We start from the raw sequence: 15,288 nt of genomic DNA, 5'->3' as shown, positions 1-15,288 counted from the left end.
AATGAGCGACGACGTCCCTCTGATCCATCCCAGCGCGGTGATCGATCCGTCGGCGACGCTGGCGGCGGATGTGCGCGTCGGCGCCTTCAGCCTGATCGGCGCCGAGGTCGCCATCGGCGCAGGCAGCGTGATCGGCTCGCATTGCAGCATCGTCGGCCCGACCCGGATCGGCCGCGACAACCACCTGGTCGGCCACGTCGCGCTGGGCGGCGATCCGCAGGACAAGAAGTTCGCCGGCGAGCGCACCGAACTGGTGATGGGCGACCGCAACGTGATCCGCGAGTTCGTCACCGTCAGCCGCGGCACCGGCAATGGCGGCGGCATCACCCGCATCGGCAGCGACAACTGGTTCCTGGCCTACACCCACGTCGCCCACGATTGCGTGGTCGGCGACCATTGCGTGTTCTCCAACAACACCACCTTGGCCGGGCATGTCGAAGTCGGCGACCACGTGATCATCAGCGGCTTCGCCGGCGCGCACCAGTTCTGCCGCATCGGCGCCCACGCCTTCCTCGGCATGGGCGCGCTGATCAACGGCGACGTGCCGCCGTTCACCATGGTCGGCGGCAACTCGCTGGGGCGCCCGCGCGGCATCAACAGCGAAGGCCTGAAGCGCCGCGGGTTCGACACCGAGCGCCTGGCCGCGATCAAGCGCGCCTACCGCGCGCTGTACGTGGCCGGCCTGCCGCTGGCAGAGGCCAAGCAGCAACTGGCGGTACTGGCCGAAAACAGCGAGGACGTGCGCGCGATGCTGGAATTCATCGAAGCCAGCGAGCGGCCGTTGTTGCGATGAACAGTGGAACCACCGGGACTCGGGACTCGGGACTCTGGACCCGTAACGGCACGACATCGCGCAGCTCCCTGGCCGGAGCTCCGAGTCCCGAGTCCCGCCCCCCGAGTCCCGGCGCAGCGAAGCTGCGCGTGGCCCTGGTCGCCGGCGAAGCCTCCGGCGACCAGCTTGGCGCCGGGCTGATCGAGGCGTTGCGCGCGCGCTACCCGGATGCCGAATTCGCCGGCATCGGCGGCGATGCGATGCGCAACGCCGGCTGCCAGACCTGGTTCGACGCCAGCGAACTGGCGGTGATGGGCCTGATGGAGGTCCTGCGGCATCTGCCGCGGCTGCTGCAACTGCGCCGCACGCTGCGCCAGCGCCTGCTGGACTGGCGCCCGGACGTGTTCGTCGGCATCGACGCGCCCGACTTCAACCTCGGCGTGGAGCGCTGGCTCAAGCAGCGCGGCATCCGCACCGTGCACTACGTGAGTCCGTCGGTGTGGGCCTGGCGCGAGCGGCGCGCGGCCAAGATCGGCGCCAGCGCCGACTTGGTGCTGTGCCTGTTCCCGATGGAACCGCCGATCTACGCCAGGCACGGCGTGGACGCGCGCTTCGTCGGCCACCCGATGGCCGACGCGATCGCGCTGCACGAGGACCGCGGCGCGGCACGCGCCGAACTGGGCCTGCCGGCCGGCGCGACCGTGCTGGCGGTGCTGCCGGGCAGCCGCCTGGGCGAGATCGGCCGGCTCGGCGACACCTTCTTCGCCGCCGCCTGGGAGGTACTGCAAGAGCTGCCGGGCGCGCACGTGGTGGTGCCGGCCGCCAACCCCGCGTGCAAGGCATTGCTGGCCGAGCAGCTATCGCGCTCGGCGTTGCCGGTGGTGTATTCGCACCTGCTCGACGGCCAGGCACGCACCGCCCTGCGCGCCGCCGACGTGGTGCTGCTGGCCTCGGGTACCGCCACACTGGAGGCGATGCTGATGAAGCGGCCGATGGTGGTCGGCTACAAGGTCGCGCCGCTGACCTACCGCCTCGTCAAGGCGCTGGGCCTGCTCAAGGTCGACCGCTATGCACTGCCCAACATCCTCGCCGGCCGCGACCTGGCGCCGGAACTGATGCAGGACGCCTGCACTCCCGACGCGCTCGCCGCCGCGCTGCTGCATTGGCTACGCGATCCGCAGGCAGTAGCCGCGCTGCAACCCGACTACGCGCGGCTGCATCAGTTGCTGCGCCAGGATGCGTCGGCGCGGGCGGCCGATGCGGTGGCGGAATTGTTGGAAAGCCGGGACTCGGAACTCGGGACTCGGGACTCGAAAAAAGCAACGCCATGAAGCATCCCGATGCCACATCGCCGCAGCGGGAACTGCTGTGCGAGTCCCGAGTCCCGGGTCCCGAGTCCCGGCTCTACGCCGGCGTCGACGAAGCCGGGCGCGGGCCGCTGGCCGGACCCGTCGCGGTGGCCGCGGTGGTGTTCGATCCGGCGCGCCCCCGCATCAACGGCCTGGACGACTCCAAGCAGCTGACCGCCGCGCGCCGCGAGACGCTGTACGCGCACATCGTCGAGCGTGCGCTGGCCTGGCAGGTGGTGCTGATCGAAGCCGACGAGATCGACCGGCTGAACATCTACCAGGCCACCATGCTGGGCATGCGCCGCGCGGTCGAGGGCGTGGCGCACGTGGCCGGTTTCGCGCGCATCGACGGCAACCGGGTGCCCAAGGGCCTGCCCTGCGCCGCCGAGGCGCTGGTCGGCGGCGACGGCCTGGACCGCTCGATCATGGCCGCCTCGATCGTGGCCAAGGTCACCCGCGACCGCCTCATGCAGCGCCTGCACGCACAGCACCCGCACTACGGCTTCGACCTGCACAAGGGCTACGCCACCCCGGCGCACCTGGCCGCGCTGGCCGCGCACGGCCCGTGCGCGCAGCATCGGCGTAGCTTCGCGCCGGTGCGGCGTGCGTTGCTGGGGCGGGACCCGGGACTCAGGACTCGGGACCCGGAACAGCCGCAGAGCGCATAGATTCCGGCCTGCAACAGCGCGCACAGGGTCCGCACGCGGCGGACCACCGGGTCCCGAGTCCCCGGTCCCGAGTCCCGAGCTTGTCAAGCCTTGCCCGCCTCCGCCCCCGCCGCTAACCTGCCCGGGCATCGTTCTGGTTCCGCATGTCCACTTCCCGCTTCGCCCATCTGCACGTCCACACCGAGTTCTCGCTGGCGGATTCGACCATCCGTGTGCCAGAGAAACCGGATCAGGCCGACCCGAAGAAAGCCAAGCAGGCCAATCTGCTCAGCCGCGCGGTCGAGCTGGAGTTGCCCGCGCTCGCGGTCACCGACCTGAACAACCTGTTCGCGCTGGTCAAGTTCTACAAGGCCGCCGAAGGCGTCGGCATCAAGCCGATCGCCGGCGCCGACCTGTCGATCGCCGACAGCGCCGGCGAGACGCCGTGGCGGCTGACCGTGCTGTGCCGCAACCGCGACGGCTATCTGAGCCTGTCGCGGCTGCTGACCCGCGCCTGGCTGGAAGGCCACCGCAACGAAGGCGGCGTGGCGATCCGCCCGGAATGGCTGCAAACCGGCAGCGACAACCTGTTCGCGCTGGCCGGGCGCAGCAGCCTGGCCGGACGCCTGGCCAGCGAAGGCCGCCACGACCTGGCCGAGCAGCAACTGGCCGACTGGCAGCGTATCTTCGGCGACGGCCTGCACCTGGAACTGACCCGCACCGGCCGCGACGGCGAGGAAGCGTTCAACCAGTTCGCGCTGCATGCCGCCGGCACCCGCGGCTTGCCGGTGGTGGCCAGCAACGACGTGCGCTTCCTGTACGCCAGCGATTTCGCCGCGCACGAGGCGCGCGTGTGCATTTCCTCCGGCCGCGTGCTCGACGACCCCAAACGCCCGCGCGACTACAGCGACCAGCAATACCTGAAGTCGTCCGAGGAAATGGCCGCGCTGTTCGCCGACATTCCCGACGCGCTGGACAACACGCTGGCGCTGGCGCAGCGCTGCAACATCGAGATGCAGTTGGGCACCTACTTCCTGCCCGCCTATCCGGTGCCCGACGACGAAACCCTGGACAGCTGGATCCGCAGCCAGTCGCGCGACGGCCTGGCCGCACGCCTGGAGAAGCATCCGCTGGCGCCGGGCAAGACCCGCCAGGACTACGTCGACCGGCTCGAGTTCGAGCTCGACACGATCATCAAGATGGGCTTCCCCGGCTACTTCCTGATCGTGGCCGACTTCATCCAGTGGGGCAAGAACCAAGGCATCCCGATCGGCCCGGGCCGCGGCTCCGGCGCCGGCTCGCTGGTGGCCTGGGCGCTGCAGATCACCGACCTGGATCCGCTGCCGTACAACCTGCTGTTCGAGCGCTTCCTCAATCCCGAACGCGTGTCGATGCCCGACTTCGACATCGACTTCTGCATGGACCGCCGCGACGAGGTCATCGACTACGTCGCGCGCAAGTACGGCCGCGACCGGGTCAGCCAGATCATCACCTACGGCACCATGGCGGCCAAGGCGGTGGTGCGCGACTGCGGCCGCGTGCTCGGCTTCCCGTACGGCCTGGTCGATGGCGTGGCCAAGCTGATCCCAAACATCCTCGGCATCACCTTGAAGGACGCGATGGGGGAAGGCAAGGATTCGGAAATGGCCTCGCCGGAGCTGATCCAGCGCTACCAGAGCGAGGACGATGTCCGCGACCTGATGGACCTGGCGCGGCAGCTGGAAGACCTCACCCGCAATGCCGGCAAGCACGCCGGCGGCGTGGTCATCGCGCCGACGCCGCTGTCCGATTTCTGCCCGCTGTTCGCCGAACACGACGTCGACAATCTGGGCCGCAACCCGGTCACCCAGTTCGACAAGGACGACGTCGAGCAGGTCGGCCTGGTCAAGTTCGACTTCCTCGGCCTGCGCACGCTGACCATCATCGACTGGGCGGTGAAGGCGATCAACGTGCGCCATGCGCGCGCCGGCATCCCGCCGCTGGACATCACCGCGATCCCGCTCGACGACGCGCCCACCTACAAGGGCATCTTCGCCTCGGGCAACACCGGCGCGGTGTTCCAGTTCGAATCCTCGGGCATGCGCCGGCTGCTCAAGGACGCCAAGCCCGACCGTTTCGAAGACCTGATCGCGCTGGTGTCGCTGTACCGCCCCGGCCCGATGGACCTGATCCCGGACTTCAACGCGCGCAAGCACGGCCAGCAGGAGATCATCTACCCCGATCCGCGCACCGAAGCGATCCTGAAGGACACCTACGGCATCATGGTGTACCAGGAGCAGGTGATGCAGATGGCGCAGATCGTCGGCGCCTACTCGCTGGGCGGCGCCGACCTGTTGCGCCGCGCGATGGGCAAGAAGGTGCCGGCGGAGATGGCCAAGCACCGCGAAATCTTCCGCGAGGGTGCGGCCAAGGGCGGCGTCGGGCAGGCCAAGGCCGACGAAATCTTCGACCTGATGGAGAAATTCGCCGGCTACGGCTTCAACAAGTCGCACGCCGCCGCCTACGCGCTGGTCAGCTACCAGACCGCGTGGCTGAAGCGGCACTACCCGGCCGAGTTCATGGCCGCGACGCTGTCCTCGGACATGGACAACACCGACAAGGTGGTCGGCTTCCTCGACGAGGTGCGCAACCTCGGCCTGACCGTGCTGCCGCCGCGGCTCAACGCCTCGGCCTACATGTTCGAAGCGGCCACGCCGGACACCATCCAGTACGGGCTGGGCGCGATCAAGGGCGTGGGCCGCGGCGCCTGCGAGGCGATCGTGGCCGAGCGCGAGCGCGGCGGCGACTACGTCTCGCTGTTGGATTTCTGCACCCGCGTGGAGTCGGCCAAGCTCAACAAGCGCACGCTGGAAGCGCTGATCAACGCCGGTGCGATGGACGGGCTGGGCAGCAACCGCGCCACGTTGATGCTGCAGCTGCCGGAGGTGATGAAGGCCACCGAGCAGATGGCGCGCGAGCGCGCTTCCGGGCAGAACTCGCTGTTCGGCGGTGCCGACACCAGCGCCCCGGCGCTGCACCTGGATCTGTCGGAAAGCAAGGAATGGCCGCTCGGCCAGTTGCTGACCGGCGAGCGCGAGACACTGGGCTTCTATCTCAGCGGCCATCCGTTCGATCCCTATCGCGAGGAAGTGCGCGAGCTGGTCGGCTGCGACCTGAGCGCGCTGGAAAAGATCTGCGCGCAATCCGGCGGCGGACGCGGCGGTGGCGGCGACGGCGAAAAACGCGCCTGGCGCCCGGAAATCAGCGCGATCCTCGCCGGCCAGGTGGTCGGGTTGCGGCGCAAGGGCGACAGCCAGGTGTTCGTGCAACTCGAGGACGGCCGCGGCCGGGTCGAGTGCAGCGCGTTCACCGACGCCATCGCCGAGTTCGGCCACCTGCTCACCCGCGACCGCATCCTGATCGTCAAGGGCGGCGTGCGCGAGGACGAATTCAACGGCGGCTATGCGATGCGCATCCGCCAGTGCTGGGACTACGAACAGATCTGCACCCACCACGCGCAGCGCCTGTCGCTGCGCCTGGACCTGCGCCAGCGCAGCACCTGGCCGCGCATCGACGCGCTGCTGGCGCGCCACCGCCCCGGCAAGACGCCCCTGCGCCTGGACCTGCTGCTGCAATCCGAACACGGCGCGGTGGCCGGCATGCTCGACCTCAACGGCAGCCACGCGGTGCGCGTGGACCCGCAACTGCTGGACACCTTGCGCGCCGATCCGGGCGTGCGCGCGGTGAAGGTGAAGTACAGCCCGCCGTGGGCTTGAGGAGCCGGGACCCGGGACTCGGGACCCGTAAGAGCAAGGGCCGTTGCCTTTGACTTTCCGAGTCCCGAGTCCCGGGTCCCGGCCCCTCACTACCCCCCCGTACGGGCCAACCGCATCGGTTCGGCTAAACTGCGCCCCTTACGTTCACGACGGCCTCCAATGAATCCGAACTACCTCGACTTCGAGCAACCCATCGCCGATCTGGAAGCCAAGATCCAGGAACTGCGCAACGCCAGCACCGGCCCGGCGGTCAACGTCGACACCGAGGTGCGCGCGCTGCAGGACAAGCTGCGGGTGCGCACCGCGCAGATCTTCCGCGACCTGTCGTCGTGGCAGATCTCGCAGCTGGCGCGGCATCCGCAGCGGCCGTACACGCTGGACTACATCAACGTGTTCTGCGACGAATTCCAGGAGCTGGCCGGCGATCGCGCGTTCGCCGACGACAAGGCCATCATCGGCGGCCTGGGCCGCATCGACGGGCGCCCGGTGGTCATCATCGGCCACCAGAAGGGCCGCGACACCAAGAGCAAGGTCGCGCGCAATTTCGGCATGCCGCGTCCGGAGGGCTACCGCAAGGCGCTGCGGCTGATGAAGCTGGCCGAGCGCTTCAAACTGCCGCTGCTGACCTTCATCGACACCCCCGGCGCCTACCCCGGCATCGGCGCCGAAGAGCGCGGCCAGAGCGAGGCGATCGCGCGCAATCTGCTGGAGATGGCCGAACTGAAGGTGCCGGTGATCTGCACCGTGATCGGCGAAGGCGGCTCCGGCGGCGCGCTGGCGATCGGCGTCGGCGACCGCACGCTGATGCTGGAATACGGCACCTATTCGGTGATCTCGCCGGAAGGCTGCGCCTCGATCCTGTGGAAGGACGCCGCCAAGGCCAAGGACGCCGCCGAGCAACTGGGCCTGACCGCCAAGCGCCTGTCCGCGCTGGGCCTGGTCGACAAGGTGGTGCGCGAGCCGATCGGCGGCGCGCACCGCAACCCCACGCAAATGGCCAGGCGCCTGAAGGCGGTGCTGCTCAACGAACTGGACGCGCTGGAAAAGCTGCCGGTCGAGCAGTTGCTGCAGAAGCGCTACGAGCGCCTGCGCGGCTACGGGGCGTACGAAGCGGCCTGATCGCAACGACACAAGGAAGCGTTGTCCATGAATCCGATCGTCCTGTTGTCGCTGGCCTTGCAGCTGGCCTGCTGCGTGCACGTGGTGCGCAGCGGCCGCCCGCTGTACTGGATCTTCATCCTGCTGATCTTTTCGTATCTGGGGATCCTGACCTACGTGATCGCCGAACTGCTGCCGCAATGGCGCAACGATCCGCGCGCGCGCCGCCACCTGCGCAAGGTCGGCGCCACCCTCGACCCGAACCGCGACACGCGCACCGCCGGCAATCGCCTGGAGCTGGCCGACACCGTGGACAACCGCCGGCAATTGGCCGAGGTGCACCTGGGCAACGGCGAATACGCACAGGCCGCCGAGGTGTTCGAGAGCGGCTTGCGCGGCATCCACCGCGACGACCCGTGGCTGCTGCTGGGACTGGCCAAGGCGCAGTTCGGCCTGGAGCAACCGGCCGCGGTGAAAGCCACGCTGGACCGGCTGATCGCCGCCAACCCGCAGTTCCGCTCGCACGACGGCCACCTGCTCTACGCGCGCGCCACCGAAGCGCTGGGCCAGACCGACGCGGCGCTGGAAGAATACGCCGCGCTCGCCGACGACTACCCCGGCGAAGAAGCGCGCGTACGCTACGCGCAACTGCTGCAGCGCGCGGGCCAGCCGCAGCGCGCCGGCGACGTGTTAAACGAAGTGCTCAAGCGCTCCCGCCTGGCCCCGCGCTACTACCAGCGCGACCAACGCCAGTGGATCGACCTGGCCAGCAGGGAACTCAAGCGACTCGACAGCGCCAGCACCTAGCGCATTGCGCCCCAACAGCGGTGCGCGCGACTTCTGGCCGCATCGGCCATCAGGGGCGACGCGCATTCCCTGAAGCTCTACAGCATCCGTCGCCCAAAACGCTCCAGTGGCCCGGGCACGCCGTCACCGGGTCAGCCCCACGCATATTCCGGGTCCCGGGTCCCGGGTCCCGAGCACTTAGAACGGCTTCGCCAACACCAACCAGATCACCACCAGCAGCGCCAGCACCGGCAGTTCGTTGAACAGGCGCAGCGCGCGCGCGGACGGCAGCGCGCGCGCCTGGCCCACGCCCTTGAGCCAGCGCCCGCTGAAGATGTAATAGCCGAGCATCAGCGCCACCAGCCCCAGCTTGGCGTGCAGCCAGCCGCTGTGGCCGGGTACGACCATGGTCGGGAAATCGGGCAACACCTTGTAGCCCAGCCACAGCGTCAGCCCCAGCAGCAGCGCCAGGCCGAACATCATGTGGCCGAAGCGGTACAGGCGCCGCCCCATCAACACCAGCCGTGCCTGTACCTCTGGCTGCCCTGCGCTCTCGGCGATGTTGACCAGGATCCGCGGCAGGTAGAACACCGCCGCCATCCATGCGACCACGAACAACAGGTGCAAGGACTTGATCCACAGGTAGAGGTGCATGCGCTGGCTCCGGGTCGCTGGCGTAGGATGTCACGCTATTTTCGCCGATTCGCATCGCCCCCGCACGGACCACGATCCCGCATGGACAAACAGTACGACGCCGACTATTTCCAGCGCTGGTATCGCCGCAACGATATCGGCGGCAACGCGCGCCTGGCGCGCAAGGTCGCGCTCGCCGTCGCCCAGGCCGAGTACTACCTGGAACGGCCGATCCGCAGCGTGCTCGACATCGGCTGCGGCGAAGGCGCCTGGCGCGCGCCGCTGCTGAAGCTGCGGCCGAAACTGCGCTACCTGGGCTTCGACAGCAGCGCATACGCGATCGCGCGCTACGGCCGCCATCGCGACCTGCGCCCGGCGCGGTTCGGCGATTTCGCCTGGCTGCGGCCGTGCCCGCCGGTGGACCTGCTGGTGTGTTCGGACGTGCTGCACTACGTGCCCAACCGCGAACTGCGCCAGGGCCTGCCGGGCCTGGCCGACCTGTGCGGCGGAGTCGCATTCCTGGAGACCTTCGCCAGCGAGGACGACTTCGACGGCGACCATGCCGGCTTCCAGCCGCGTCCGGCGCGCTGGTACCGGCGCCAGTTTGGTGCACTCGGGCTGCGCCCGGTCGGCAGTCATTGCTGGCTATCGCCAGCGCTGGCGGGGGATGCAGCGGCGCTGGAAACGATTGGCCTGGCGCCCCATTAAGGTGCAACCACCCCGGATAAGATATGCTGCACGGCAGCATACGCTCAGGATGGAAACACCGGCATGCTCTACCAGTGGCACGAACTGACCCGCAACCTGCTCGCCCCCTGGGTCCACCAGGCAGCGGCCAACGCCAAGATCTTCTCCGACGCCAATAGCCTGTGGGCCACGCTCCCGGGCGCCGAACGCCTTGCCGCCAGCAACGAACTGCTGCACCGGCTCGGCAAGGACTACGAGAAGCCGGCCTGGGCGCTGGACCACGTCGAGGTCGACGGCCACCCGCTGCCGATCGTCGAGCAAGAAGTGCTGCGCAAGCCGTTCTGCCGCCTGCTGCGCTTCAAGCGTTTCAGCGACGACGCCAAGGTCGTGGCCGGACTCAAGCAGCAGCCGACGGTGCTGGTGGTGGCGCCGCTGTCCGGGCACCACGCCACGCTGCTGCGCGATACCGTGCGCACGCTGCTGCGCGACCACAAGGTCTACGTCACCGACTGGATCGACGCGCGCATGGTGCCGCAAAGCGACGGCGATTTCGGCCTGGACGACTACGTCAACTACGTGCAGGACTTCATCCGCCACATCGGCGCCGACACGCTGCACGTGATCAGCGTGTGCCAGCCGACCGTGCCGGTGCTGGCCGCGGTGTCGCTGATGGCCGGGCGCGGCGAGCCCACGCCGCGCTCGCTGGTGATGATGGGCGGGCCGATCGATGCGCGCCGCAGCCCGACCCAGGTCAACAACCTGGCCACGCGCAATCCGCTGTCGTGGTTCGAGCACAATGTCATCCACACCGTGCCGCAGGCGTATCCGGGGCATGGCCGCGCGGTGTATCCGGGCTTCCTGCAGCACACCGGGTTCCTGGCGATGAACCCCAGCCGGCACTTCATGTCGCACTGGGATTTCTACGCCGACCTGGTCAAGGGCGACCTGCAGGATGCCGAGGCGCACCGCCGTTTCTACGACGAATACAACGCGGTGCTGGACATGCCGGCGCGCTACTACCTGGACACGATCCGGGTGGTGTTCCAGGAATTCCTGCTGCCGCGCGGGCAATGGGTGATCGGCGGCGAACGCGTGGATCCGGCGGCGATCTGCGACACCGCGCTGCTCAGCATCGAAGGCGAACTGGACGACATCTCCGGCCTGGGCCAGACCGCTGCCGTGCAGGACCTGTGCACCGGCATCGCCGCGCAGCGCCGCCAGCATCTGGAAGTGGAGGGCGCCGGCCATTACGGCATCTTCAGCGGCCGCCGCTGGCGCGACATCGTCTATCCGCAGGTGCGTGCGTTCATCGCCGCCAGCGCGTCGGCCACGGCGCAGGCGCCGGGCGGCAACGTCACCCCGCTCAAGCGCCGCGGCAGCCGCAAGGCCGGCTGAGCGGCGTCCCGCTCGCGGCCGGCGCTTGCCGGCCGCAGCGTCAATGTCATTGCGCCGAGCTGTGCACCAACAGGTGCTTGGCTAGCATGTCGTGCATGCTTGCCGACCGCACGCGCCAAGTGCAGCGTGGCGAACCGCAGCACCTCGACGATGCGCCCTTCCAGTAGCGACAGCAGCCGCACCGAAGCGCAGCATCAGCAACGGCACGCCGATGAGCAGCGCCAGCATGCCCAGCGACACGCAGACCCCGGCGATCACCCAGGTGAAGTAGAAGATGCCGGTGACCAGCGACAGCCGCCGTGTTGCGTTGGGTATAGCGAATGTGCCGGTAGTCATAGCGGGCATAACGAACGCCTGACGCATCGGCAACATCGGCCTGACTATCCTCCACGCCGCTCGCGCCGGCGGGCGCCATCCAAGAGGAATGCATGAGTTCGACGACGCCCGCCGCCGCCCAGGCCACCGACCCCACCTTCGCCAGCGCTACCGGCAGCGGCAACGCCGGTCCGTTGAAATGGAATCCGGCCGACGGCAGCGTCAGCGTGGAGCACACGCAGTCGCTGGGACGCAGCGGGCCGCTCGCGCACCAGCTCGTTTGCACCCAGAGCGTGGGCGCCAGCCGGCGCGGCGCCGACGACAAAACCGAGTTCGGCCTGGAGATGGAATTCCGCCAGGGCCAGCAGTTCGACGCCGCCAGCAGCGGCCGCAACGCCGCCAGCCTCAGCAGCACCAGCCAGCTCGGCGAGCGCGCGCGCTACAACGTCACGCTGCCCGGCGACGCCAGCGCCGAGGCCGCGCGTGCAGTCAATCCGTTCGATCCGCTCACCATCCCGGTCAATGGAAGCGTCAGGCTCGACGGCCAAGCCTTCGTTCGGACCTCGCTGGAGACCGCGTTCCGCAGCTTCGCCAGCAGCAGCGAACACACCGATGCAGCAGGCGTGAGCTACACCGCGCAGCGCCTGGACCCGTGCCACGTGCGGGTGGCGATCGGACCGACCGAGGCGATCGAACGCATCGGCATGCTCGGGCTGAAGACCCCAGTCGCGCAGGCCATGCTCGGCCGCCAGGACGCATTGGGCCAGGCCAGCATGCACACCGCGACCTTCGACCTGCGCGACCGGCAGGCGCAGGCCGCCTACCGCGATTTCCTCGGCAGCGGCCAGTTGCCGGCGCAGGCGCCCGGGGTCAGCGACGCGCAGCGGATCGACACCCTGAGCATGAGCTCGCAGACCCGCGCCAAACTCGGCCTGGGACCGCTGAGCCTGGACCTGGCCGGGCAGCGCACTAGCGGGGAGGACGTGCGTGCCACCCAGGTCGATGGCAGCAGCACCGTCACCAGCAAGCTGCAGTACGCCGACAACGTGCCGCTCACCTTGACCCGCCAGTTCGACGCCGCCGGCAGCGAACACGTCGCGGCGCGGCGCTACCAGCTCGGCTTCGGCAAGGTCGACGCCAATCAGGCGCAACTGCTCAATGCCGCGCTGGCCAGGAAGGACGCCGACGACGACGCCATCGCCGCCGGCCAGGACCTGAGCCTGAACTTCTCGGAAGCGCAGATGGGCGCACTGCGCCAGCAGTACGCACAGGCAGCGCAGGCGCGCCCGTTCGATCGCGAGCAGGCCGGCGCCTACGCCCGCATGAGCAACCAGGCGTTCGCGCTCGATCTGGCGCGCACGCTCAGCAATTCCCCGCATGGCCTGAGCGAACGCCTGCTCCACGTCGCCGCCGATGCCGACGTCGCGCCCAGCGGTGCGCCGACCCGGATCGACGCCGGCATCGACAGCCCCGCGGCCGCAACGCGGACAGCACCGACGAACGCGCCGTCCGATCCGCGCGACCCCGCGCATCCGGACCATGCGATGCAGCGCATGATCGACGCCCGCTTGACGCCAGCCGATCCGCAACTGGCCACGCACCTGCTGCTGGCGGCCAGGCGCGAAGGCCTGACCCGGATCGATCATGTGCTGCGCAACGACGCAGGGCGCGTGTTCGCGGTACAGGGCGACCCGATGTCGGCGGACAAACGCACCGCCTACGTGGACGCACAGGTCGCCACGGCCACGCCGCTGCAGGACAGCGTGCGCCAGCTCAATGCCTTGAATGCGACGGCACAACAGTCCGCGGTAGCCGCCGCGCAGGAGACGCCGGCCGCCGCGCAGCGCGCACCGGCGCGCTGAGTCCGGCGGCACGCAGGCTACGCAACGGCGGCATTGGCGCAACGGCGGTGGCTGGGTAAGAATCAGCCACCGTCCTCCAGGCTGCCGCCATGCCCTTGCACCCCACCCTGCTCGCCCTCGCGTTGCTGTCGTCCGCCGCCTGCGCACTGGCGGCCGCGCCGGCCGCGCCATACCGCAGTCCGCAGCAGATCCTGGACGCGTCCAAGCCCGGCGACTGGCGCACGCTGGATCCGGCCAACACCCTGTATCTGGACCTGGACGCCGGTCGCGTCATCATCGAACTGGCGCCGGCGTTCGCGCCGCAGCATGTCGGCAATATCCGCACCCTGGCCCACGAGCACTTCTGGGACGGCCTGAGCATCTACCGTTCGCAGGACAACTTCGTGGTGCAGTTCGGCGATCCCGACGGCGAGGAGGCGGACAAGGCCAAGCCGCTGGGTTCGGCCAAGCGCCACCTGCCCGCCGAGTTCCAGCGCCCGGCCGCGGGCCTGGCGTTCCAGGCGCTGCCGGACCGCGACGGCTGGGCGCCGCAAGTGGGCTTCGTCGACGGCTTTCCGGCCGCACGCGATCCCAAGGACGGCACCGCGTGGCTGGCGCACTGCTACGGCACCCTCGGCGCCGGCCGCAACAATGACGAGGACAGCAGCATCGGCGCCGAGCTATACGTGGTCACCGGGCAATCGCCGCGGCAGCTGGACCGCAACATCACCGTGGTCGGGCGCGTGGTCAAGGGCATGGAACTGCTCAGCGTGATTCCGCGCGGACCGGACCCGATGGGCTTTTATGCCAAGCCCGAACAGCGCACGCCGATCCGCGCGATCAAGCTCGCCAGCGACCTGCCCGAGGCCGAGCGCACTCCGCTGCAGCTGCTGCGCACCGACACCCAGACCTTCCGCGACGTGGCCGAAGCGCGGCGCAACCGCAGGGACGATTTCTACAAACGCCCGGCCGGACACATCGACCTGTGCAACGTGCCGCTGCCGGTACGCACGCCGCCGCAGTAATGCGCCAGCCGGCGGCGCACTGCTGCACCGCCGGCGCTCAGCCCAGCGCTGCGCCGCGGCGCTCGGGGTCGCGCGCATGCAGGAAGCGGGTGAACAACTCGCGCGGCGGCTCCACCGCGCACTCGCTGAGCAGGATGGCGATGTTGCCGCGGTGATAGGCGCCATGCGCCAGTACGTGGCACCGCATTTCCTCGCGGGTCATGCGGCCGGCATCGCCATCGGTGAAGCGGAATGCGAGCGACTGCTGCAATGCGGCCGTGTCGAGCGGGGCGACGTAGCCGGCATACCACCGGTCGGATTCGGCGACGGCCGCGCGCAATGCCTCCAGCGCCGGCGTCTGCGGCGTGTTGCTGTCCGTGAACGCATGCGTGCCGCCGTCCAGATGCGCGGCGAAGATCCGGTCCACCACGTAGGTGTGATTCAACAGCCGGATCGCGCGCTGACGTTGCGCCGGATAGGCGTCCACATCGATCTGCGCCAACGCCTGCAACAGCTCGGCGTTGGCCCAGGCCTTGTAGGCGAATTGCGATACGAGCAGGGAAGCGGTCATCGGTCGGTCCTTCAACGCGCGCGCTGGCTGAAGGCGACGCTGCCCAGGATCAGCACGCCGGCCAGCAGCATGCTCCAGGTCAACGGCTCGCCGAGGATCGACCAGGACAGCAGCGCGCCGAACACCGGCACCAGATAGGTCACCGTGGACGCGCGCGCCGGGCCGATGCGCTGGATCAGCCGGTAGTACATCAGCAGCGAGGCGGCGGCGCCGGCGAACGCCGCCGGCGCCACGCTCAGCCCGGCCGTCAGCCAGTTCATCCACTGGCTCAAGCGCGAAGCGCTGGACGAACGCACGCCGATGTCGGCGCTGCCGGCGGAGCTGCTCGGATTGCCGCCGAGGGCGAGCCAGCTCGCCTGGTCGCGTGCTTTTGTAGGAGCTTCAGCCGCGACAGTCTCCGCGCGGAGGTGCGCGAGCGGGCCATCGCCGACATCG

Annotated in this window: 12 protein-coding genes and 3 pseudogenes; 11 read left to right on the top strand and 4 right to left on the bottom strand. The window is 69.2% G+C overall.

Annotated elements, in window-relative coordinates; all coding sequences use genetic code 11:
* Position 1: 1 nt before the first annotated feature.
* The 6 genes from lpxA (at position 2) to ISN38_RS17400 (ending at position 8,428) form a co-directional block, all read left to right on the top strand.
* On the top strand, positions 2 to 793 hold the full coding sequence (lpxA, locus tag ISN38_RS17425; RefSeq protein ID WP_003468401.1) for an acyl-ACP--UDP-N-acetylglucosamine O-acyltransferase: 792 nt from the start codon (positions 2 to 4) through the stop codon (positions 791 to 793).
* Positions 790 to 2,103, top strand: coding sequence for a lipid-A-disaccharide synthase (lpxB, locus tag ISN38_RS17420; RefSeq protein ID WP_199222589.1), 1,314 nt, complete (start codon positions 790 to 792; stop codon positions 2,101 to 2,103). The genes lpxA and lpxB overlap by 4 nt, the downstream gene beginning before the upstream one ends.
* Positions 2,100 to 2,789, top strand: coding sequence for a ribonuclease HII (locus ISN38_RS17415; protein WP_108084840.1), 690 nt, complete (start codon positions 2,100 to 2,102; stop codon positions 2,787 to 2,789). Before lpxB ends, ISN38_RS17415 begins: the two co-directional genes overlap by 4 nt.
* Positions 2,790 to 2,932: 143 nt before the next feature.
* A complete protein-coding gene (dnaE, locus tag ISN38_RS17410) occupies positions 2,933 to 6,523 on the top strand; it encodes a DNA polymerase III subunit alpha (RefSeq protein WP_003468395.1) in 3,591 nt (1,196 codons plus the stop codon).
* A gap of 159 nt (positions 6,524 to 6,682) precedes the next feature.
* Complete coding sequence (locus tag ISN38_RS17405; RefSeq protein WP_206711939.1) at positions 6,683 to 7,642, top strand: acetyl-CoA carboxylase carboxyltransferase subunit alpha; 960 nt, start codon at positions 6,683 to 6,685, stop codon at positions 7,640 to 7,642.
* A 27-nt stretch (positions 7,643 to 7,669) separates the two neighbouring features.
* Positions 7,670 to 8,428, top strand: a complete 759-nt coding sequence (locus ISN38_RS17400; RefSeq protein ID WP_206711938.1) for a tetratricopeptide repeat protein — start codon at positions 7,670 to 7,672, stop codon at positions 8,426 to 8,428.
* Between the two features lie 177 nt (positions 8,429 to 8,605).
* On the opposite strand, the gene ISN38_RS17395 is transcribed toward ISN38_RS17400, so the two are convergent.
* Positions 8,606 to 9,061: a CopD family protein gene (locus tag ISN38_RS17395; RefSeq protein ID WP_003468389.1), complete on the bottom strand. Its 456-nt coding sequence runs from the start codon at positions 9,059 to 9,061 to the stop codon at positions 8,606 to 8,608.
* Positions 9,062 to 9,142: 81 nt separating this feature from the next.
* Between ISN38_RS17395 and ISN38_RS17390 the strand changes: the two genes are divergently transcribed.
* Complete coding sequence (locus ISN38_RS17390) at positions 9,143 to 9,748, top strand: class I SAM-dependent DNA methyltransferase (protein WP_206711937.1); 606 nt, start codon at positions 9,143 to 9,145, stop codon at positions 9,746 to 9,748.
* Positions 9,749 to 9,811: 63 nt separating this feature from the next.
* Positions 9,812 to 11,122 carry a polyhydroxyalkanoate depolymerase gene (locus ISN38_RS17385; RefSeq protein WP_206711936.1) on the top strand — a complete coding sequence of 437 codons (1,311 nt, stop codon included), beginning with the start codon at positions 9,812 to 9,814 and terminating at the stop codon, positions 11,120 to 11,122.
* 137 nt (positions 11,123 to 11,259) lie between these two features.
* Here the strand turns inward: ISN38_RS17385 and ISN38_RS20915 are convergent.
* Positions 11,260 to 11,416, bottom strand: a pseudogene (locus ISN38_RS20915) (sensor domain-containing protein); the annotation flags it as partial.
* A gap of 134 nt (positions 11,417 to 11,550) precedes the next feature.
* Between ISN38_RS20915 and ISN38_RS17375 the strand changes: the two are divergent.
* Together ISN38_RS17375 and ISN38_RS17370 are read left to right on the top strand one after the other, a co-directional pair.
* Positions 11,551 to 13,299 carry an XVIPCD domain-containing protein gene (locus ISN38_RS17375; protein ID WP_206711935.1) on the top strand — a complete coding sequence of 583 codons (1,749 nt, stop codon included), beginning with the start codon at positions 11,551 to 11,553 and terminating at the stop codon, positions 13,297 to 13,299.
* Between the two features lie 89 nt (positions 13,300 to 13,388).
* On the top strand, positions 13,389 to 14,303 hold the full coding sequence (locus tag ISN38_RS17370) for a peptidylprolyl isomerase (RefSeq protein ID WP_047325073.1): 915 nt from the start codon (positions 13,389 to 13,391) through the stop codon (positions 14,301 to 14,303).
* Positions 14,304 to 14,340: 37 nt separating this feature from the next.
* Here the strand turns inward: ISN38_RS17370 and ISN38_RS17365 are convergent, their stop codons facing one another.
* Positions 14,341 to 14,853, bottom strand: coding sequence for a DinB family protein (locus ISN38_RS17365; protein ID WP_058358824.1), 513 nt, complete (start codon positions 14,851 to 14,853; stop codon positions 14,341 to 14,343).
* 11 nt (positions 14,854 to 14,864) lie between these two features.
* Positions 14,865 to 15,101, bottom strand: a pseudogene (locus ISN38_RS17360) (EamA family transporter); the annotation flags it as partial.
* On the opposite strand from ISN38_RS17360, the pseudogene ISN38_RS17355 reads away from it, so the two are divergent.
* Positions 15,088 to 15,243 (top strand): annotated as a pseudogene (locus ISN38_RS17355) (LysR substrate-binding domain-containing protein); the annotation flags it as partial. The pseudogenes ISN38_RS17360 and ISN38_RS17355 sit on opposite strands and share 14 nt — an antisense overlap.
* Positions 15,244 to 15,288: the final 45 nt, after the last annotated feature.

The sequence above is a fragment of the Xanthomonas translucens pv. undulosa genome, from assembly GCF_017301775.1.
GTDB classification, from domain to species: Bacteria; Pseudomonadota; Gammaproteobacteria; order Xanthomonadales; family Xanthomonadaceae; genus Xanthomonas_A; species Xanthomonas_A translucens.
This window is presented reverse-complemented; position numbering and strand designations above follow the sequence as displayed.

Bases quoted from the DNA above. Each gene is read 5' to 3' on its own strand.
- ISN38_RS17400 (WP_206711938.1), top strand. From the start codon at position 7,670: ATGAATCCGATCGTCCTGTTGTCGCTGGCCTTGCAGCTGGCCTGCTGC.
- ISN38_RS17415 (WP_108084840.1), top strand. From the start codon at position 2,100: ATGAAGCATCCCGATGCCACATCGCCGCAGCGGGAACTGCTGTGCGAG.
- ISN38_RS17370 (WP_047325073.1), top strand. From the start codon at position 13,389: ATGCCCTTGCACCCCACCCTGCTCGCCCTCGCGTTGCTGTCGTCCGCC.
- ISN38_RS17390 (WP_206711937.1), top strand. From the start codon at position 9,143: ATGGACAAACAGTACGACGCCGACTATTTCCAGCGCTGGTATCGCCGC.
- dnaE (WP_003468395.1), top strand. From the start codon at position 2,933: ATGTCCACTTCCCGCTTCGCCCATCTGCACGTCCACACCGAGTTCTCG.
- ISN38_RS17385 (WP_206711936.1), top strand. From the start codon at position 9,812: ATGCTCTACCAGTGGCACGAACTGACCCGCAACCTGCTCGCCCCCTGG.
- ISN38_RS17395 (WP_003468389.1), bottom strand. From the start codon at position 9,061: ATGCACCTCTACCTGTGGATCAAGTCCTTGCACCTGTTGTTCGTGGTC.
- ISN38_RS17365 (WP_058358824.1), bottom strand. From the start codon at position 14,853: ATGACCGCTTCCCTGCTCGTATCGCAATTCGCCTACAAGGCCTGGGCC.
- ISN38_RS17405 (WP_206711939.1), top strand. From the start codon at position 6,683: ATGAATCCGAACTACCTCGACTTCGAGCAACCCATCGCCGATCTGGAA.
- ISN38_RS17375 (WP_206711935.1), top strand. From the start codon at position 11,551: ATGAGTTCGACGACGCCCGCCGCCGCCCAGGCCACCGACCCCACCTTC.
- lpxA (WP_003468401.1), top strand. From the start codon at position 2: ATGAGCGACGACGTCCCTCTGATCCATCCCAGCGCGGTGATCGATCCG.
- lpxB (WP_199222589.1), top strand. From the start codon at position 790: ATGAACAGTGGAACCACCGGGACTCGGGACTCGGGACTCTGGACCCGT.